The organism is Mesorhizobium sp. NPDC059025 (assembly GCF_042739655.1).
Lineage (GTDB): Bacteria > Pseudomonadota > Alphaproteobacteria > Rhizobiales > Rhizobiaceae > Mesorhizobium.
Genome location: NZ_JBHYIM010000014.1, coordinates 160,142 through 179,177 on the forward strand (window position 1 = coordinate 160,142; position 19,036 = coordinate 179,177).

The following is a 19,036-nucleotide window of genomic DNA, read 5'->3' on the forward strand; positions in this document are numbered from 1 at the left end:
CGAAAGGACGATAGCCATGACAGCCAGATCCGACATCGAAGCCATCACCAGCCGCATCCGCGAGCGCTCCCGCGCCAGCCGGGAGACCTATCTCGGCCGCATCGCCGCGGCATCGAGCCATTCCGCCAACCGCGGCGTGCTGTCCTGCGGCAACCTCGCCCATGGCTTTGCCGTCTGCAGCCCGTCGGAGAAGGTCGCGCTCGGCGCCGACCGCGTGCCGAACCTCGGCATCATCACCTCCTACAACGACATGTTGTCGGCGCATCAGCCGTTCGAGAACTATCCGCAGCTCATCAAGCAGGCAGCGACGGAAGCCGGCGGCATCGCCCAGGTCGCCGGCGGCGTGCCGGCCATGTGCGATGGCGTGACCCAGGGCCAGCCTGGCATGGAACTGTCGCTGTTCTCGCGCGACGTGATCGCCATGGCCGCGGCGATCGGGCTTTCGCACAACATGTTCGACGCCGCCGTCTATCTCGGCGTCTGCGACAAGATCGTGCCGGGACTGGTGATCGCCGCCCTCACCTTCGGCCATCTCCCGGCCGTCTTCATTCCGGCCGGACCGATGACCTCCGGCATCCCGAATGACGAGAAGGCGCGCGTGCGCCAGCTTTATGCCGAAGGCAAATGCGGCCGCGCCGAACTGCTGGAGGCGGAATCCAAATCCTATCACGGCCCGGGCACCTGCACCTTCTACGGCACCGCCAATTCAAACCAGATGCTGATGGAGATCATGGGCCTGCATACGCCGGGCGCTTCCTTCGTCAATCCCGGCACGCCGCTGCGCGACGCGCTGACCCGCGAAGCCACCAAGCGGGCGCTGAGCCTGACCGCCATGGGCAATGCCTACACCCCGGTCGGCCGCATGATCGACGAGCGTTCCTTCGTCAACGGCATCGTCGGCCTGCACGCCACCGGCGGCTCGACCAACCACACCATCCATTTGATCGCGATGGCGGCCGCAGCCGGCATCAAGCTGACCTGGCAGGACATTTCAGACCTTTCCGAAGCAGTGCCGCTGCTTGCCCGCGTCTATCCGAACGGGCTTTCCGACGTGAACCACTTCCACGCCGCCGGCGGCCTCGGCTTCATGATCCGCGAGCTGCTCGATGCCGGCCTGCTGCATGAAGACGTGCAGACGGTGTGGGGCGAAGGCCTGCGCCCCTACACGGTCGAAGCCAGGCTTGGCGCGGACGGTTCCGTCGTGCGCGAGGCCGCACCCGCGGTGAGCGGCGACGAAAAGGTGCTGGTGCCGGTGAAGCAGGCCTTCCAGGCGACCGGCGGCCTCAAGGTGCTCGCCGGCAATCTCGGCCATGCCATCATCAAGACCTCGGCGGTGAAGCCGGAACGGCGCATCATCGAGGCGCCGGCCAAGGTGTTTCACAGCCAGCAGGGCCTGAACGACGCCTTCAAGGCCGGCGAGCTGACCGGCGATTTCGTTGCCGTCATCCGCTTCCAGGGTCCGAAGGCCAATGGCATGCCGGAGCTGCACAAGCTGACGACGGTGCTCGGCATCCTGCAGGATCGCGGCCAGCGCGTGGCGCTGGTCACCGACGGACGCATGTCGGGCGCCTCCGGCAAGGTGCCGGCGGCGATCCACGTCACGCCGGAAGCACTGGAAGACGGCCCGATCGCCCGCGTGCATGACGGCGACATCGTCAGGCTCGACGGCGAGGCCGGCACGCTGGAAGTGCTGGTGCCGGCCGGTGAGTTCGCCGTGCGATCCTCGGCCTCGGCCGACCTGTCCGAGCACGAATACGGGCTGGGCCGCGAGCTGTTCGCCGGCTTTCGCCAGATGGCCGGCCGCGCCGACCACGGCGCCAGCGCTTTTGGATGATGCCTTCCGCCTTCTCCCTCATGAGGGAGAAGGCGGCGCTCAAGCCTTTACGGCACCGTCACTTCAGTCCGTTCGCCGGCCTTGATCGTGACGGGTATCTCGGACTTGGCGTCGTCATCGCCGCGGGTCGCCACCACGACATAGTCGCCGGCAGGCAAGGCCGCCTGATGCGTTGCGTCGTAGGAGTTGCCGAAAGCCCGACGCTTGCCCTCGATATCCTTCCTGGCTGCAAAGACCTCGATGTTCTTGGCACCGTCCGCGGTCGCGGCGAGCACACCGGCGTTGAGCACGACATCGACGTCGACCCTTTCGCCTACCTTCACCGTGAAAGGCGCCTCGGCGACCGCCTCGTCCATCCTGGCCTGCAGGACGTAGTTGCCGGCCGGCAGGTCGAACTGCTGATCCGGCCCATAGGAGGTTGAAACATCCTGGCGCTCACCAGCCAGGTTCTTCTCGGCCTTCAGCACACGCACGACCAGGCCGCCGGAATCCACCTTGTCACCCGCGACATAGAAGGCGTTGGCCGCCACCTTGCCGACACCGACGACGATGTCCTTCTCGACCGTCTCGCCGGCTTTGAGCGTGACGGTCTCCGTCATGGCGCCCTCACCGAGCTTCACCGTGATTTCCAGTGCGCCTGCCGGAACGAAGGTCTTCATCTGCCCGTAGTCGGTGGTCGTACCGCCCGGATATTTGACCTGGATGGCAGCGCCATCCGCGATCTCGGGCGCATCGCTGGCGTGAGCCCTCAGGATCAACATGCCGGCATCCAGCACAAAATAGGGTTCGGCGACCTTGTCGGCCTCGACCGTGACGACCTGTTCGCGCTCGACCTGGCCAGCCTTGACGACGAGAACATATTTGCCCGGCTGGACGCTGCCTTTCCAGTCGCCATATTCGGTCAGGATGTTTTCGCCACGGCTGTTGTCGGCCCTGGTCCTGTAGAGAGCCCAGCTCTGGCCGACGTCGTCGGTGATCTCGGCGCCACCCTCAGCCAGCGCAAAGGTCGGCCGCAGGTTGAATTCAGCCTTTTCCAGCTTGGGCGCCGGGGTGGGTGCCGGTTGCGGCGCGGGCTTCTCGACGACGGTCTGCTTCAGCGCCGATTCCAGACCCTTGGCGTCAGTGGCCTGGATGTATTTGCCGCCGGTATTTTCCGCGAGGCATGCCACCTGCCTGCCTTCGTCCGCCGTCAGGCCGAAACCGACGACGTGGGCGGTAAAGTTGACGCCGGATGCCTTCAATTCCTTGCCCAGCGCGCAGGGGTCGGCATTGCAGGTCTCGAGCCCGTCGGTGATCAGCACGACGGTTGCCTTGTCCTCGGTGTATTTCAGCGCCTCGGCGGCCTTGCGCACGGCGGCCGTCAGCGGCGTCTTGCCGAGGAACTTCATGGAGTCGGCGGCCGTCGTGATGGCGCCTGCCGTACCGGCGGCCGGCGGAACGATCAATTCGATGTCCTCGCAGCTGCCTTTTTCGCGATGGCCATAGGCCATGAAGCCCACCTCCCTGTCGGCCGGCAGCGACTGCAGCACGGTACGCAACGACTGGCGCGCGATCTCGAGCTTCGGCTTGCCGTCGATCTTGCCCCACATCGAGCCGGAAGCATCCAAAATGATGATGGTGCGATCGGCGCCGAGCGCCGGCACAGCCAAGAGCAGAACCGCGGCGAAGGCCGTGATCCATCTGGCAAAAGTCGACATGATATCTTTCCTTGCGAGCCTGGTGATTGCGAAGTGTGCCCCGATGCCCAACGCAGACCCTGGAACGCGCTGAAACCAAAACGACAGTGAAATCAAAATGTTGTGCCGTAGCGTTTCCGGAATTCGCCCACAACCGACGAGGGCCGCCGGATAGCGACCCGATCAGACCGTGCAAATTCCGGAAACGAGATACCGGCTCGATCCAGAGAAGCCGCGAACATAGCGGCTCGGCAGATGGATGAAAATCAGCCGCGGCCCCGCCGGCCGGTTACTCAGCGGAAGAAAACCGCCGTTTCGCCGGATTCAGCAATTGTTTTTTTTGCGGAAATAACACTTTCAAATCTATCCACATCAGAAAACATCGACAGACGCACACCGGCATCGTATTGTTATAAAAGGATTTTATGGGGAATTCGAAACCGTCTCTTCCCTGATCACGCTTTTGTAAATGACGTTTTTATAATTTTAGTGCATTTTGGTCATCGCTTGCCCAACGACAGGCCAAATCCAGTCGAGGCTCTGCGCGAAACAGGCGGCACCCGACGGCGCCGCACCGAAATCCAGACGTCAACATATGACGACACGCTGGTTCCCATGCGGAAGACAGGCACCTGTTTCTACGGCACCGTCACCTCGGCCCGCTCGCCGGCTTTCACCGTCACCGGGGTTTCCGTCTTGACGTTGTCGTCGCCACGGATCGCCACCACGACGTAATCACCGGCAGGCAGCGTCGACTGGTGCGTCTCGCCGTAGGAATTGCCGAAGGGCTGGCGCTTGCCTTCGATATCCTTCTTGGCACCGTAGACTTCGATTTCCTTGGCGCCTTTCGCATCGACCGCCAGCACACCCGCATTGAGCACGACATCGATGTCGGTCCTTTCACCGACTTTCACGGTGAAGGGGGTTTCGGCGGTTGCCTCGTCCATCTTGGCCACGACGACATAGTTGCCGGGCGGCAGGTCGAACTTCTGGTCCGGCCCGTAGGAGGTCGACACATCATCGCGCTGGCCATCGAGGTTCTTCTCGGCCTTGAAGACACGCACGACCAGGCCGCCGGACTCCACCTTCTTGCCTTCGACATAGAAGGCGTTGGTCACCAACTTGCCGACGCCGACGGCAATGTCCTTCTCGATCGTCTCGCCGGCTTTCAGCGTGACCGTCTCGGTGGCGGTACCTTCGCCGACCTTGACGGTGATTTCCTGTTCGCCAGCCGGAAAGACAGCTTTCATCTGACCGTAATAGGTGGTCGTGCCGTCACCGGGATACTTGACCTGGATGGCAGCACCGTCGGCAATCTCCGAGCCCTCGCTGGCATGAGCGCGCACGATCAGCGTGCCGGCATCCAGCACATAACGTGGCGCGGCGACCTTGCCGGCGTCGATCGTCACGGCCTGATCGTGCTCGACATGGCCGACCTTGGCGACGAGAACGTATCTGCCGGGCTCGGCATTGCCTTTCCATGCGCCATACTCGGTCGAGACATAGTCGCCGCGACCACCGTCGGCATTGGCCTTGTAGAGCACCCAGGACTGGCCGATGTCGGTGGTGATGTCGGGATTGCCTTCGGCCAGGGTCATGGTCGGCACCAGATTGAATTCAACCTTTGCCGGTTCCGGCGCTGGCGCAGGCTTGGGTTCGGGTGCCGGCTTTTCGGCGACAGTCTGCTTGAGCGCGTCTTCGAGGCCGGCTGCGTCGGTCGCCTGGATGTATTTGCCGCCGGTGTTTTCGGCGAGGCACGCCACCTGCCGGCCCTCGTCCGCGGTCAGGCCGAAACCGACGACATGCGCGGTGAAGTTGACGCCGGATGCCTTCAGTTCCTTGCCCAACGCACAGGGGTCGGCATTGCAGGTCTCGAGCCCGTCGGTGATCAGCACGACGGTCGCCTTGTCCTCGGTGTATTTCAGCGCCTCGGCGGCCTTGCGCACGGCGGCCGTCAGCGGCGTCTTGCCGAGGAACTTCATGGAGTCGGCGGCCGTCGTGATGGCGCCTGCCGTGCCAGCGGCCGGCGGAACGATCAATTCGATGTCCTCGCAGCTGCCTTTCTCGCGATGGCCGTAGGCCATGAAGCCCACCTCCCTATCTGCTGGCAGCGACTGCAGCACGGTGCGCAGCGACTGGCGCGCGATCTCGAGCTTCGGCTTGCCATCGATCTGACCCCACATCGAGCCGGACGCATCGAGAATGATGATGGTGCGGTCGGCGGCCAGTGCGGGCGCGGTGAGCAGGAGTGCCGTCACGACGGCTGCGATCCATCTGGCAAAAATCGACATGGTATCCCTCTCGCGAGCCTGGCTCGATCCGACGAAGCGGCGAAGATAGCGGTTCAGCGGAAGGAAGGGAATCCGCAATAAACGACGCGACCGGCGACCGGGATATCTAGACCTGGCGTTCTTCGGAACGGACCCGATGCAACGCTTCGGCATAGGCCGAGAGCCCGGCCACGACGATGCGACGCTGGTCGTCGGACAGATGCAGGAAGGCTGCCGCCACCTGGCCATGGCCGAAACGATTGATCGCTGCAAACGTGGCTTCTCCATGCACCGTCAGCCGCAGAAGCTTCGAGCGGGCATCGTTCGGGTTGACGCGCTCTTCGACTTCGCCGGCATCGATCAGTTTGCGCAGCATCCGGCTGACGCTCGATTTCTCGAGATTGAGGATTTCCCCAAGCGCGCCCGCGGTCAGCCCGTCATTGGAACCGATCTCGATGATCGAATGGACTGCCGACGGTGGCAGGTCGGTGCCCGCCACGGTCGGCTTCATGAAGCCGAGTTCGCGCACGATCCTGCGCGATGAATCGCGGACCTTCTGGATCTCGACCGTTTCGCTTTCGCTCACCACAATGCTTCCTTGCGTCCTACTGGTTGTATGATACAACTTTATTCTCTGAATCCAAACCGGACAATGCAGGATCATCATGTCAGCCGAGGTCCCGAATGTCAGCGCCGAGAGAGAAACAGGCCGGATGGATGGCCTGGTCTGCCTTGTCACTGGAGGCGGCAGTGGCATCGGCCGGGCGACAGCCCTGCGGATGGCGGAGGCTGGAGCAGCAGCGGTCATTGTCGCCGGCCGTCGTGACGAGGAGGGAGAGGCTGTCGCACAGGCCTGCCGTGCGGCAGGCGCCGAGGGTCTTTTCCTGCGCACGGATGTGACACGGGAAGAAGACGTCAGGCATCTCGTGCAAACCATTGTCGCGCGGTTCGGCAGGTTGGACGCGGCCTTCAACAATGCCGGCTATCAGGAACGGCCCGCGCCGCTGGAACAACAGGACAGCGATGTCTTCGACGCTGTTTTCGACACCAATGTGCGCTCGGTCTTCCTGTCTCTCAAACATCAGCTCGCCGTCATGCTGGCGCAGCAAAGCGGCAGGATCGTCATCAACGCCTCCGTAAGCGGCATCCGCAATCCCAATCCTGGCTTTGCGCTCTACTCGGCATCCAAGGCAGCGGCGATTTCCCTGATGCGCTCCACCGCCATGGCCTATGCCCCGCACGGCGTGCGCATCAATGCCGTCGCGCCGGGCCGCGTGGTGACCGACATGATGATGAAGGCCGCAGCCGGTGTCGGAAGCATGGAGGCCGTGGCGGCGGGCCTGCCGCTGCGCCGCATGGGCCGGCCCGAGGACGTGGCCGAAGCGGTTGTCTGGCTTGCCTCCGACCAGTCCGCCTACATCGTCGGGCATGTCCTGGCCGCCGATGGCGGTTTCCTGGCGAGTTGAGCAGCGATCGCCGCCCGGCTCAATAGGTCGTGCGCCGCTCTTCACTCGGCGGGCGGCCGAACTGCAGCCGGTAGCTCTGCGCGAAATAGGAATGCGAGGTGAAGCCGGTGGCGATCGCCACGTCGAGGATCGGCATGTTGGTCTGGCGCAGCAGTTCGCGGGCACGTTCGAGCCGAAGCCGCATGTAATAGCGCCCCGGCGTTACGGTCAGGTGCCTGAGGAACAGCCGCTCCACCTGCCGCACCGAGAGCCCCGCCGACTTGGCGAGTTGCACGGCCGACAAGGGCTCGTCGAGATGATCGGCCATCAGTTCGACGATCTTGCGCAGCTTCTCCGACTTGCCGGTCAGGTCGCGTTCCGGTCCGACGCGCTGGCGATCGCCGGCCGAACGGATGCGTTCGTGCTGGAACTGGTTGGCAACGGCATTGGCGAGATTGGCGCCGAAATCGGTACGCACGATCTCCAGCATCAGGTCGATCGAGGTGGTGCCGCCGGCACTGGTGTAGCGCTTGCGGTCGATCTCGAAGACGTTTCCGGTGCATTCGATGTCCGGGAAGCGCTCCATGAACCCGGCACGGTTCTCCCAGTGGATGGTGCAGCGATGCCCCTCGAGCTGACCGGCTTCGGCAAGCACATAGGAGCCCACCGAAAGCGCCCCCAGCACGCCGCCGCGCCGCCCCCAGGTACGCAGGGCGCCGAGTACCTTCGACTTGCCGGGAAATTCCAGGTTGAGCGCGGCGCAGACAAACAGGATATCGACCGGCGGCACGTCGGCAACGGCATAATCGACCTTCAGCGGCAGGTCGTTGGAGGCGGTAACCGCATCGCCGTCCGGCGAAACGGTGGTCCAGCTGTAGAAGTCATGGCCGAGCAGGCGGTTGGCCGAGCGCACCACGTCGATCGCAGCCGCCACGGAAAACATCGGAAACTTGTCGACCAGCAGGAAGGCGAAGCGCCTGCCGCCTTGAACGGCTTCCGTCATGATGGGCCGTTCTATCGGAACAGGAGGCGTCGGCAAAGCTGGGCTCTCAAATGCTGGCGATCAGAAGGATGGTCGGTCGAGTCCGGCGGCAAGATAGGCGGAAATAACCGTGTTGGCCATCAGCATGGCGATCGTCATCGGACCGACGCCCCCGGGCACCGGTGTGATGGCGCCGGCAACGGCCGCGGCTTCGGCATAAGCGACATCGCCGACCAGGCGCGTCTTGCCCTCGCCCTTCTCGGGCGCCGGAATACGGTTGATGCCGACGTCGATGACGGTGGCGCCCGGCTTGACCCAATCGCCCTTGACCATTTCCGGTCGGCCGACCGCCGCCACCAGGATATCAGCCGTGCGGGCCAGCGCGGGCAGATCCTTCGTGCGGCTGTGCGCGATGGTGACGGTGCAGTTGGCGGCAAGCAGCAGGTTGGCCATCGGCTTGCCGACAATGTTGGAACGGCCGACGACAACAGCGTTCAGCCCGGACAGGTCCTTGCCGCGCACGCGCTCGATCAGCAGCATCGAGCCGGCGGGCGTGCAGGGCACGAAGGCGGTTTCAAGTTCGCCGGCGCCGAGCTTGCCGACATTGATGAAGTGGAAACCGTCGACATCCTTTTCCGGCGCAATCGCCTGGATGACCTTGCCGGCATCGACATGGCCCGGCAGCGGCAATTGCACCAGGATGCCATGAATGGCCGGGTCGGCGTTGAGATCGGCGATGATGCCGAGCAGGCCGGCTTCGCTCGTCTCGGCCGGCAGCGTGTGCTGCACGGAATGGAAGCCGCACTCCTTGGCGGTACGGGACTTCGAGGCGACATAGACCTGGCTGGCCGGGTCTTCACCGACGATGACGACGGCAAGGCCGGGCCTGGTGCCGGCAAGGGCCGCGGTCAGCGCCTTGACCTTGCCGACCACATCCTCGGCCACTTTTTTTCCATCGATCACGTCAGCCATGCTTCACCCGGTCAGCCAAATCACGTTCATGCCAGAACAGAGGCGCGACCTTCTCACGAAATTCCACCAATGCAATCCCGCCAAAACGCCGTTGCATGCCGTAAACTCGAAACTCCACCTGCTTGTCCTGGCAACCATATGTAGGCTTAGGCTTACCAATTGCCCGACCGGGCAACTCCTTGGGCGGTCACCGCGGCAACACGTTTACCGGATCATCCGGGGCGGGGATGCCGTCCGTTTCTGGCGGATGACACGGCACAGGAACAGCGGGTTGCCGATGAGATAGCGGCGCCACATCCGGCCAGGTTCGACGATGAGCCGGAATGCCCATTCGAGCCTCAGCCTGCGCAGCCAGAGCGGCGCGCGCGGCACGGCGCCGCTCAGGAAATCGAACAGCGCACCGACAGCCAGGGGCAGCGTGCAATGGCGGTGGTCGAGATTGCGGGCGATCCACAATTCCTGGCGCGGCACGCCCATGGCGACGAGCAGGATGTCGGGCCGATGCTCGGCCAGTTGCTGGACGATGCCCCGCTCCTCCGCCGGCGAAAAGAAGCCATCGTGAAAGACGATGATCCTGTGCTGAGGCACCAGCTGGCGCAGCCTGGCGCCGGCGCCCTCGGCATTGGCGCGTGTGGCGCCGAGCAAACCAACCGTCAGCGGCTCCTTGATGGCCATGAGCAGGTCCGGCACGAAATCGGTGCCGTTGAGATTGGCCGGGAACTTCCGGCCGTAGAGCAGCCTGGCGGCGATATCGACGCCGATGCCGTCCGGCAAGACCAGGAAATCGCCCAGCGCGCCCGCGAAACTGTCATCGACCGAAGCAATGTTGGCGTTGTGCGCGTTGAGGAAGGTGACCTTGGTGAAGCGCCTGTCGCGCACCAGGCCGGCAAGCTGCGACAACGCCTCCTCCCAGCCCAGGCTGGCGACGGAAACTCCCAGAACCGATCGTGTGCATCCCATGCCGAAGTTCCCGACAGCAGGCACCTGTTCTGCCCGCCTCCCGATCAAAGCCGCACCACGGCTGGCGCGGCACCTGAAGGTTTCCCATCTTCGACACGGGCATTGCTGACGCAGCGATGATGCGGACGGGAGAAGCCCGCACTATCGCCCGGCGCGCTTCATTAGCAAAGGGCGATGAAGCGATGATTAAGGCGCATGGGGGTGTTTTTATCTTCTTGCGCAAGGAGAAGATAAGCGTCTCTCTTCCACCCCCTTGCACGACCGTCTAAGGAAGGGCTTTCCGGAGGCTTTCATGACCATCAAGCTTGTTCTCGCCGGCTGCGGCAATATGGGTTACGCCATGCTGGCCGGCTGGGTGAAATCCGGCAAGCTGAAGGCTGCGGAAGTGCTGGTCGTGGAGCCAGCCGATGCGCTGCGCGCCCGCGCGGAAGCGCTGGGCTGCCCGGCGGTGGCGGACGCGGCAGACATTCCGGCGGATACAAAACCCGCGATCGTCGTGCTGGCGGTCAAGCCGCAGGTGATCCGCGAGGTGACGGCTGCCTACACGAAATTCGGCAATGGCGAGACGACCTTCCTCAGCGTCGCCGCCGGCACGCCGGTCGCCACCTTTGCCGGCGTCCTGGGCGACCGCACGCCGATCGTGCGCTGCATGCCGAACACCCCTGCCGCCATCGGCAAGGGCATGATGGTGGTGTTTTCCAACAGCCTGGTCTCAGAGGCCGCCAGGAGCTTGGTGGCCGATCTGCTCTCCTCGAGCGGCGCCGTAGCAACGATCGACGATGAAGCCCAGATGGATGCCGTGACCGCCGTTTCGGGTTCGGGACCCGCCTACATCTTCCATTTCATCGAATGCCTGACCGCCGCCGGCGAACAGGCCGGTCTGCCTGCCGGGACGGCGAAGCTGCTTGCCATGCAGACGGTCTATGGCGCTGCCACGCTCGCGGCTGAAAGCGGCGAAGAACCCGGCCTGCTGCGCCAGCAGGTGACCAGCCCGAACGGCACGACGGCAGCAGCGCTCGGCGTGCTGATGGGCGGCGACAGGCTGAAGAGCCTCATCGGTGAGGCCGTCGAGGCAGCAAGGGCACGATCGGTGGAACTGGGCAAGTGACCCTTTGACAGGATCTCGAGGTGACGGAACCTGAGGCGCTGAAGGTCGGCGATCCGGTCAGGATCCGGGCCGACGGGACGGAAAGACCAGGACAGGTGCTGGCGCTCGCCGACTGGCAGTGGATTCTCGTGCGGGCCGATGACGGCCGGCTCTGGCTGGACGTCGTGATGAACATCTCCGCGGCCTGTTGGTCACAGCTCGTCCTGCTGGATAGCGGCACCGATGCGCACGACCTGGACGCCATCGCGGAGATTGCTCGTGCCGTGGCATGGCATCCGCGCCGCGTTGACGTTGCCGATGTCCCGGGTGCGGAGCGGCTTGGCGGCGAGATGATCAGTTGCTGAAGCTGTAAGCAGCGAACCCGATCAGCCCTGCATCGCTGCGTAGAGCATCTCGTCCTGCTGACGGCGCAGCGCATAGAGTCGCGTCGAGCTGTCCGGAGCGGCGTTACCGGCTGTGAGCAGTTCGCCCTTCTTCACCGGCTTCAGCACCTTGCCGCCCTCGAGAAGGCCGACCGGCACGGCGTGCTCGGCGCGCGCTTCCCCAACCGTCATAGTCCAGGAGCGGTAGCAGGTCTCGCCTATGGCATCGAAGGTCTCGCCGGCAGCGAGATCGCGCTTGGCCACCGCGCAGACCTCGGCGACGGGGCGCGGCAGCGGCACCATGTCGGGCTTGCCGTAGAGCATGATGCGGGCTGCCGTCAGCGGCACTTCCAGCGAGGTCAGGTGATAGGGCCGGAACAGGCCATAATAGGGCCCCTTGCCGACATGCAGATCGTCCAGACGTTCGATAACGCGCGGATGCGTGGCTTCGACAATGACGAAAACGCCGGGCGCTACGCCCTTGCCGATGGTGTAGTCGACCACGCCCTTCTTCGATAGCACGCCACCGTCGGCGCGCGGGATCAGCACCTTGGCCAGTTCGTCGCGGTTGGCGGCGGGGCCGTGCATGCCCGGCCTGTCCGGCACCAGGCCGGTGGCGTTGGCGATCGCGCACATCTCGACCATGGTCTTGGAGCCATCGACGAACTCGACCAGCATGCGCGGGTTCATGTTGCGCGCCAAAGCCTCGGCACGATAGTCGTCAGGCACCGCATCATGATTGAGCGGATTGTTCTTGCCTTTGCCGGCAGCGACGACCGTGCAGCCAAGCGCGGACACGAACTCGATCAGTTCCATGCAGGAGGACGGCTCGTCGCCGGCGCCGAGCGAATAGACAACGCCGAGCCGGTCGGCCTCCTTTTTCAGCAGGCAGCCGATGGTGACGTCGGCCTCGACATTCATCATCACCAGATGTTTGCCGTGCTCCATCGCCGACAGGCAGAAGTCGGCGGCGACACCGGGCTTGCCGGTGGCGTCGATCACCACGTCGACCAGCGGGTTGGTTACCAGCATGTCGTTGGTGGTGATGGCGATCCTGCCTGCCTCGATCGCCGCGGTGACCTGGGCCTGGTTCTCCGCCTCGCGCGCCATCGCCTCGTCGCCATAGGCGATGCGGATGGCCTCGCGCGCCGTGTGCGGGCGCCTCGTCGAAATGGCGCAGACCTCGATGCCCGGCATCAGCATGCCCTGCGTGACGAGGTCGGTACCCATTTCTCCGGAACCGATGACGCCGATGCGCACCGGCCTGCCCTCGTCGGCGCGCCGGGCGAGATCGCGGGCAAGTCCGGTCAGGGCGACATTGGTCATGAACTGGTTCCGATGGATCCTGGAGCGTTTCCGTTTTCCCGGAAACGCTCTAACTCTTTGTTTCTACGCAATTCCGGACGGAAAACCGCTACACGCCTTTCCTGGAATTGCTCCCGCTCTTGCCGGAAACGGCCGGACCTTGTCAACAAACCGCCATGGCGCCGAACGCGCCAGGCGTTGTGATGGCCGAACCTTACGTCTGGATCATTGGGAAACCAACGCCGCCCGGCTATGCAATAGTCCTGCCCCGATGGACCCGACGGAGAAATCCATGCGCATTCTCGTCTTCCAGCATGTCGATGTCGAACATCCCGGCATCTTCCGCGATTTCTGGGCCGAACAAGGGCATGACTGGGTGCCGGTCGAGCTCGACGCGGGCGAGCCCGTCCCCACCTTCGACGGTTTCGACCTGCTCGCCGTGTTCGGCGGACCGATGGATGTCTGGCAGGAAGAGGCCCATCCCTGGCTGGTGCCCGAGAAGGCAGCGATCCGGCGCTGGGTCGCCGAACTCGGGCGGCCCTATCTCGGCATCTGCCTCGGCCACCAGTTGCTGGGTGCAGCACTTGGCGGCACGGTCGGACTGATGGGCAGGCCCGAAGTCGGGCTGGCTTCGGTCGAGCTGACCGCGGCCGGCCGCAGCGACCGGATCTTTGCCGGCCTCGGGCCGGCGGTCGATTGCCTGCAATGGCACGGTGCGGAAATCGCGCGCCTGCCCGAAGGCGCCGAAATCCTGGCCAGCAATGCCGCCTGCGCAACGCAGGCGATCCGCTGGGGGCAGCACGCCTATGGTTTCCAGTACCATCTCGAAGCGATGGAAACGACGGTGGCCGACTGGGCGGCGATCCCCGAGTACAAGCAAAGTCTGGAAAAGGTCATGGGCGCCGGCGCCGCCGCAATCCTCGAAGCGACGATGGCGCCCCGGCTCGCCGACTTCCGCAAGGCGGCGAAGCGGCTGAACGACAATCTGATGGCGGTTGCCGCGGGTTCATAAGGCACGACCATCGGACAGCGCGCTGCATCACATGCGTTGCCATGAGCCTCCTGGAACCCGGCTTCCCGGGCCGGCCGCCACGCCATTCCTTGTCCGCCCCACCCTTACAAAATCCTTATCTTTCATCCCTGCCTTCTGTCTCGAACCCTTATGCCGGGGCTCCTAACTTCCCGGCTGCACACGCTTCAAGGCGCGGTGCGAAAGGAACGAGACATGTACAGCTATTACCTCCCCGACAACGACGACCGCATGCCCCATGCCGTCGCGCGCAGCATGCAAAACAGCGAGCCGCTGATGTTCGTGCGGCTTTTCCTGGTGGTCGGCATCTTCTTTGCCGCGATTGCCGGTTTCCACCAGCTCATCGGGTGACCGGCAATGCGTAACTCGCTGATTTCGGAGCCTCCTTCCGCGATCCACCGTTTCCTGGTCGGACGCGATGGCGACGGGCGCTGGATCGCCCGCGATGAACTCGGCCTGACCGGCGGCGTCTTCGCCGACAAGGCAGCGGCGATCCATTTCGCCGAGACCGAAAGCGACCACAAGGCCGGCTGCGTCCGCCTTGCGCCGGACGGCACCCGCCTATCGCTCTTCAACTGACACAACCCGTTTCGGACCGGCCGGCGACGCTGCGCCATGCCCCCGCCCTGCGGCGCGCGTCAGGCCGGTCCGGATCCCGCAAAGAGAACCCCGATGCACATCGACAGAACCCGCCTCAAAGGCGCCATTTCCGCGCTGCCGACCCCGTTCCGCAAGGGCGCGGTCGACATGACCGCATTCGATTTCCTGATCCGCTGGCAGCTCGAGCACGGCATAGACGGCGTCGTCGTCTGCGGCACCACCGGCGAAGCGCCGACGCTGACGCATGACGAACGCCTCGCCGTCACGCGCCGCTGCGTCGAAACCGTCGCCGGCCAGGTCCCGGTGATCGCCGGCACCGGTTCGAACAGCACGGATGAGACGATCGCCACGACGCTGGCCGCCGCCGCCTGCGGCGCGGATGCAGCCCTCGTCGTGACGCCTTATTACAACAAGCCTAGCCAGGAGGGCCTCTACCGCCACTTCGCGGCGATCGCGCAGGCGACGACCATCCCGCTGATCCTCTACAACGTGCCGACGCGCACCGGCGTCGACCTGTTGCCGGACACGGTGCGCAGGCTGGCAGCCTTTCCAGCGATCATCGGCATCAAGGACGCCACCGGCGACCTCGACCGACCCGAGCGCACCGCCAAGCTTGCCGGCGCGGACTTCCTGCAGTTTTCCGGGCACGATGCCACCGCACTCGCCTTCAACACCATCTGTGGTGCCGGCGCGATTTCGGTCGCCGCCAACGTGGCGCCGGGCCTCTGCGCGGAAATGTTTCGCGCCTGCCGCGCCGGCGACCTGCTCTCGGCCCGGACGATCCGTCACCGGCTGGAACCGCTGGTTGCCGCGCTGGAACGCGAAACCAATCCGGTGGCGGTGAAATACGCCTTGCACCGCCTGCTCGGACTGAGTCCGGACGTGCGCCTGCCACTGACAGTCGCAAGGCCGGAAACGGAAGCCGCTGTCGAACAGGCGATCACCACGCTGTTCCCCTTCGATTTCGATGAGCCCAAACGCGTCGCTGCACGCCGATAGGACAAGGGCAACAGCGGATTGCCCGCGTTTTTGGGCCTGCAAGGATAGGGTTTATAAACCCTTTTGCTGGTCCAAACGCGGGCAGGCTTTTAGGCGATTGCGTTCATTAGAGCTTGCTTTTATTCCTCGTGCCGCAAGGTAAGTTGAGATCGACAGTTGATTCTATCAACTTTATTTACCTGGCTAAAGGCATACCGGGGTGGTGGCCCCGCGGCAGGAGGGGGCCACAGCCTGTGTCGACCCAGCGATATTCCAAACAGACTGTCTTGAGCGCCAGCGTTTCGTTTGCCGCGCTTATGGCGCTCGGGTTGGCATTTAGCTCGGCATCCGCCTGGGCCGATGGCGGCGATGGCCGGTCGAATGCCGGCGGAACGGGTGGCGCTGGCGGCATCGATGGCACGCTGGCCGAGGCGACGGGCAAGGATGCCACCGGCAACAGCACCCTCAACGGCGGCGGCGGCGGTGGCCTCGACCTGACCACCGGCAACGGTGCTCCCGGTGGTGCCACCATCCGCACCGTTGGCGGCGCGAGAGGTACGAACGGCACCACCGGCACGACGGGCCTGACGGTCACCATCGACACGATCCTCAATGCGTCGGTCAGCGGCGGAATGGGCACAGCCGCCCCTCTGGTTGCAGGAATGCCGGGCGGCCAGGGTGGCGGCGGTGTCGGCGTCAGCGCGACGGCGAAGGTCACGGTTCTGGGCGGCGTGACCATAACCGGCGGCGCAGGACGGACGACCGGCACCCAACCCGCGGGAAGTGGCGGTGCCGGCGGTGGTGGCGCCGGCATCTTTTCGACCAGCGATGTGACGGTGGACGCGACTGGTGCCGTCGTCGGCGGTGCCGGCGGAAATGGCAACACGCTTGGCGGCGGCGGTGGCGGCGGCGCAGCCGCGATCGTGCTAAGCGGCAACGGAACACTCCAGAACAGCGGAACGCTGACAGGCGGCAAAGGCGGCAACGGTTCAGCCAATGTCGACGCCGGTGACGGCGGCGCTGGCATAAGGGTGGTTTCTGGAGGCACCGTCCTCAACACGACCACCGGCAAGATCACCGGCGGCCTTGGCGGCACGGGCAACAGCGGGGGCGATGGTGGTGCAGGCATCAAGGGCTCCAACATCACGATCATCAATGCCGGCGAGATCAGTGGCGGCGCCGGTTCAGTGATTAGCGGCATCGCCGGCCAGGCCATCCAGTTCACCGGCGACGTCAACACGCTGGAAATCCAGGTCGGTTCCAACATCGCCGGCAATGTGAAGGCGTTCAGCGCAGCCGACACCTTCAGGCTGGGCGGCGCCATCAACGGTACTTTCGATGTCTCGCAGATCGGTACCGGCGCCAAATATGACGGATTCGGCCATTTCGAAAAAACCGGCACCGGCACCTGGACGTTGACCGGCACCACGGCCGCCGCCACGGCATGGACACTGAGCCAGGGCGTGCTCTCGATTTCCTCCGACGCCAATCTTGGCGCGGCTTCCGGCAACCTGACCTTCAATGGCGGCACGTTGCAGACAACGGCGAGTATTGCGAGTGCGCGCAATGTGACGCTGGCCGGAAACGGCACCGTGCTGACCGATGTCGGCACGATGTTGACGTTGACCGGCATCGTTTCAGGCCCGGGCGGACTGGCCAAGTCCGGAATGGGCACGCTGACGCTGACCGGCACCAACAGCTATTCCGGCAACACCACGATCGCTGCCGGCGCGCTGCAGCTCGGCAATGGCTCCACGTCCGGCTCGATCACCGGCAATGTCGTCAACAACGCCGCTCTCGTCTTCAACCGCAGCAACGCCCTGACCCTGGCCGGCCTCATCTCCGGCAGCGGTTCAGTGCAGCAGGTCGGCGGCGGCGTCACCACGCTGGCGGGCGCCAACAGCTATGCCGGCGCCACGCTGGTGACCAACGGCACCCTGCTCGTCAACGGCAACCAGACAGCGGCCACCGGCCTGACTCTCGTCGCCTCCGGGGCCTCTCTGGGCGGCAACGGCACCATCGGCGGTGACGTGACAATCAACAACAACGCGGCACTGGCGCCCGGCGACGCCGGTGCTGCCCCCGGCACGCTGACCATCAACGGCAATCTCAATCTCAACGAAAACAGCAACCTTGCTTATGATTTCGGCCAGGCCAATGTCGCCGGCGGCGCCTTGAATGATCTGGTCAAGGTCGGCGGCGACTTGACGCTGAACGGCACACTGAACATCGCCATGGCACCGGGCGGCACGTTCGGTCCGGGCGTCTATCGCATCGCCAGCTATGGCGGCACATTGAGCGACAATGGCCTGAACGTCGGCAGCCTTCCCCCCGGCACGCTGCCGGGAACGGTGTTCGTGCAGACAGCGGTCGACAAGCAGGTCAACCTCGTCAACACCGCCGGGCTCGCCTTCAGCTATTGGGACCCGATCAACCCGCCTTCCAATCCCGGCAACAACGGCCGGGTCGACGGCGGCTCGGGCATCTGGCGCAATGACGTTGCCGACAATGGCTGGGCCACCCGCGACGGCATGGTGAACGCGCCATGGGCCAACGGCAACTTCGCCGTCTTCCAGGCTGCGGCGGGCACGGTGACGGTAGACAATTCCGGCGCGGCGCCGGTGACGATCGCCGGCATGCAGTTCGCCACCAACGGCTATGTCGTGACGGGCGATGCCCTGACTCTTGCCGGTTCGCCCGATAGTGTCATCCGCGTCGGCGACGGCACCAGCGACGGTGCCGGCTACACCGCCACCATCAGCGCTGTGCTGCAAGGCAATTCCCGGCTGGTCAAGACCGATCTCGGCACGCTGGTGCTCGGCGGCATCAACACCTATAGCGGCGGCACGGCGATCAACGGCGGTACGCTGCAAATCTCAGCCGACGCCAATCTCGGCGCAGCTTCCGGCGGGCTGAGCCTCGATGGCGGCGCACTGCACACGACCGCCGACATCGCCAGCGCACGTTCACTGACAATCACCGGCAACGGTGCGCTGCTGACTGGTACGGGCACGACATTGACGCTGTCGGGCAGCATCGCCGGCAATGCCAGCTTGGCCAAGACCGGCGCAGGCACGCTGAAACTCACCGGCGACAGCTCGGCTTTTGCCGGCAAGACCTCCATCGGGCAAGGCATCCTCTCCGTAGACGGCAAACTCGGCGGCACGCTCGATGTGCTGGCGGGTGGCCGCCTGCAAGGCAACGGCACGATCGGCGGCATGAGCGTTGCCAATGGCGGCGTGGTGGCGCCGGGCAATTCGATCGGCACGCTGAATGTGGCGGGCGATGTCTCTTTCGCCGCCGGCTCGACCTATGAGGTCGAGATCGCCGGCAATGGCACGGGCGACCGCATCGCGGCTGGCGGCAAGGCAACACTCGGGGGCGGCACCGTGGCAGTCACGGCGCTGGACGCACAGACGAGCTATCAGGACGGCCAGACCTACACCATCCTGACGGCAGCCGGCGGTGTCACCGGCGGCTTCGATCCGGCCGTGCTGGCCCGCTCGGCCTTCCT

16 protein-coding genes are annotated in these 19,036 nt (G+C 64.7%); 9 read left to right on the forward strand and 7 right to left on the reverse strand.

Annotated elements, in window-relative coordinates; genetic code table 11:
- Positions 1–16: 16 nt before the first annotated feature.
- On the forward strand, positions 17–1,834 hold the full coding sequence (gene edd / locus ACFWYE_RS26545) for a phosphogluconate dehydratase (protein ID WP_379115152.1): 1,818 nt from the start codon (positions 17–19) through the stop codon (positions 1,832–1,834).
- Positions 1,835–1,881: 47 nt separating this feature from the next.
- Here edd and ACFWYE_RS26550 read toward each other — a convergent pair whose 3' ends face one another.
- From ACFWYE_RS26550 to ACFWYE_RS26560, 3 genes are all read right to left on the reverse strand, one after another.
- The gene (locus tag ACFWYE_RS26550; RefSeq protein ID WP_379115153.1) at positions 1,882–3,531 is read right to left on the reverse strand and encodes a VWA domain-containing protein; all 1,650 of its coding nucleotides are present in this window, start codon (positions 3,529–3,531) and stop codon (positions 1,882–1,884) included.
- A 617-nt stretch (positions 3,532–4,148) separates the two neighbouring features.
- Positions 4,149–5,801, reverse strand: coding sequence for a VWA domain-containing protein (locus ACFWYE_RS26555; RefSeq protein ID WP_379115154.1), 1,653 nt, complete (start codon positions 5,799–5,801; stop codon positions 4,149–4,151).
- Between the two features lie 106 nt (positions 5,802–5,907).
- Positions 5,908–6,366: a MarR family winged helix-turn-helix transcriptional regulator gene (locus ACFWYE_RS26560; RefSeq protein ID WP_379115155.1), complete on the reverse strand. Its 459-nt coding sequence runs from the start codon at positions 6,364–6,366 to the stop codon at positions 5,908–5,910.
- Between the two features lie 79 nt (positions 6,367–6,445).
- Between ACFWYE_RS26560 and ACFWYE_RS26565 the strand changes: the two genes are divergently transcribed.
- The gene (locus ACFWYE_RS26565) at positions 6,446–7,246 is read left to right on the forward strand and encodes an SDR family NAD(P)-dependent oxidoreductase (RefSeq protein WP_379115156.1); all 801 of its coding nucleotides are present in this window, start codon (positions 6,446–6,448) and stop codon (positions 7,244–7,246) included.
- Between the two features lie 19 nt (positions 7,247–7,265).
- Here ACFWYE_RS26565 and ACFWYE_RS26570 read toward each other — a convergent pair whose 3' ends face one another.
- The 3 genes from ACFWYE_RS26570 to ACFWYE_RS26580 all read right to left on the reverse strand — a co-directional run bounded on the left by ACFWYE_RS26570 (position 7,266) and on the right by ACFWYE_RS26580 (position 10,139).
- Positions 7,266–8,228: a GlxA family transcriptional regulator gene (locus tag ACFWYE_RS26570; protein WP_379115157.1), complete on the reverse strand. Its 963-nt coding sequence runs from the start codon at positions 8,226–8,228 to the stop codon at positions 7,266–7,268.
- A 60-nt stretch (positions 8,229–8,288) separates the two neighbouring features.
- Positions 8,289–9,179: a bifunctional methylenetetrahydrofolate dehydrogenase/methenyltetrahydrofolate cyclohydrolase gene (locus tag ACFWYE_RS26575; RefSeq protein ID WP_379115158.1), complete on the reverse strand. Its 891-nt coding sequence runs from the start codon at positions 9,177–9,179 to the stop codon at positions 8,289–8,291.
- A gap of 204 nt (positions 9,180–9,383) precedes the next feature.
- Positions 9,384–10,139: a WecB/TagA/CpsF family glycosyltransferase gene (locus ACFWYE_RS26580; RefSeq protein WP_379115159.1), complete on the reverse strand. Its 756-nt coding sequence runs from the start codon at positions 10,137–10,139 to the stop codon at positions 9,384–9,386.
- A 292-nt stretch (positions 10,140–10,431) separates the two neighbouring features.
- Between ACFWYE_RS26580 and proC the strand changes: the two genes are divergently transcribed.
- Together proC and ACFWYE_RS26590 are read left to right on the forward strand one after the other, a co-directional pair.
- Positions 10,432–11,247 (forward strand): pyrroline-5-carboxylate reductase, encoded by an 816-nt coding sequence (gene proC, locus ACFWYE_RS26585; RefSeq protein ID WP_379115160.1) that lies wholly within the window; start codon positions 10,432–10,434, stop codon positions 11,245–11,247.
- A gap of 20 nt (positions 11,248–11,267) precedes the next feature.
- Positions 11,268–11,591 (forward strand): hypothetical protein, encoded by a 324-nt coding sequence (locus tag ACFWYE_RS26590; RefSeq protein WP_379115161.1) that lies wholly within the window; start codon positions 11,268–11,270, stop codon positions 11,589–11,591.
- 21 nt (positions 11,592–11,612) lie between these two features.
- Here ACFWYE_RS26590 and ACFWYE_RS26595 read toward each other — a convergent pair whose 3' ends face one another.
- Positions 11,613–12,935, reverse strand: coding sequence for an NAD(P)H-dependent oxidoreductase (locus ACFWYE_RS26595; protein WP_379115163.1), 1,323 nt, complete (start codon positions 12,933–12,935; stop codon positions 11,613–11,615).
- 271 nt (positions 12,936–13,206) lie between these two features.
- On the opposite strand from ACFWYE_RS26595, the gene ACFWYE_RS26600 reads away from it, so the two are divergent.
- The 5 genes from ACFWYE_RS26600 to ACFWYE_RS26620 all read left to right on the forward strand — a co-directional run.
- Complete coding sequence (locus ACFWYE_RS26600; protein WP_379115164.1) at positions 13,207–13,926, forward strand: type 1 glutamine amidotransferase; 720 nt, start codon at positions 13,207–13,209, stop codon at positions 13,924–13,926.
- Positions 13,927–14,139: 213 nt separating this feature from the next.
- Positions 14,140–14,295, forward strand: coding sequence for a hypothetical protein (locus ACFWYE_RS26605; protein WP_379062999.1), 156 nt, complete (start codon positions 14,140–14,142; stop codon positions 14,293–14,295).
- Between the two features lie 6 nt (positions 14,296–14,301).
- Entirely contained in the window at positions 14,302–14,523 is a 222-nt protein-coding gene (locus tag ACFWYE_RS26610; protein WP_379063001.1) for a hypothetical protein, read from the forward strand.
- A gap of 93 nt (positions 14,524–14,616) precedes the next feature.
- The gene (dapA, locus tag ACFWYE_RS26615; protein ID WP_379063003.1) at positions 14,617–15,543 is read left to right on the forward strand and encodes a 4-hydroxy-tetrahydrodipicolinate synthase; all 927 of its coding nucleotides are present in this window, start codon (positions 14,617–14,619) and stop codon (positions 15,541–15,543) included.
- A 266-nt stretch (positions 15,544–15,809) separates the two neighbouring features.
- The coding region (locus tag ACFWYE_RS26620; protein WP_379115165.1) for a beta strand repeat-containing protein at positions 15,810–19,036 on the forward strand (3,227 nt) is incomplete at its 3' end.

Excerpts from the sequence above, each read along its gene's own strand:
- edd (WP_379115152.1), top strand. The coding sequence starts at position 17 with ATGACAGCCAGATCCGACATCGAAGCCATCACCAGCCGCATCCGCGAG.
- ACFWYE_RS26550 (WP_379115153.1), bottom strand. The coding sequence starts at position 3,531 with ATGTCGACTTTTGCCAGATGGATCACGGCCTTCGCCGCGGTTCTGCTC.
- ACFWYE_RS26555 (WP_379115154.1), bottom strand. The coding sequence starts at position 5,801 with ATGTCGATTTTTGCCAGATGGATCGCAGCCGTCGTGACGGCACTCCTG.
- ACFWYE_RS26565 (WP_379115156.1), top strand. The coding sequence starts at position 6,446 with ATGTCAGCCGAGGTCCCGAATGTCAGCGCCGAGAGAGAAACAGGCCGG.
- ACFWYE_RS26570 (WP_379115157.1), bottom strand. The coding sequence starts at position 8,228 with ATGACGGAAGCCGTTCAAGGCGGCAGGCGCTTCGCCTTCCTGCTGGTC.
- ACFWYE_RS26575 (WP_379115158.1), bottom strand. The coding sequence starts at position 9,179 with ATGGCTGACGTGATCGATGGAAAAAAAGTGGCCGAGGATGTGGTCGGC.
- ACFWYE_RS26580 (WP_379115159.1), bottom strand. The coding sequence starts at position 10,139 with ATGGGATGCACACGATCGGTTCTGGGAGTTTCCGTCGCCAGCCTGGGC.
- proC (WP_379115160.1), top strand. The coding sequence starts at position 10,432 with ATGACCATCAAGCTTGTTCTCGCCGGCTGCGGCAATATGGGTTACGCC.
- ACFWYE_RS26595 (WP_379115163.1), bottom strand. The coding sequence starts at position 12,935 with ATGACCAATGTCGCCCTGACCGGACTTGCCCGCGATCTCGCCCGGCGC.
- ACFWYE_RS26600 (WP_379115164.1), top strand. The coding sequence starts at position 13,207 with ATGCGCATTCTCGTCTTCCAGCATGTCGATGTCGAACATCCCGGCATC.
- ACFWYE_RS26605 (WP_379062999.1), top strand. The coding sequence starts at position 14,140 with ATGTACAGCTATTACCTCCCCGACAACGACGACCGCATGCCCCATGCC.
- ACFWYE_RS26610 (WP_379063001.1), top strand. The coding sequence starts at position 14,302 with ATGCGTAACTCGCTGATTTCGGAGCCTCCTTCCGCGATCCACCGTTTC.
- dapA (WP_379063003.1), top strand. The coding sequence starts at position 14,617 with ATGCACATCGACAGAACCCGCCTCAAAGGCGCCATTTCCGCGCTGCCG.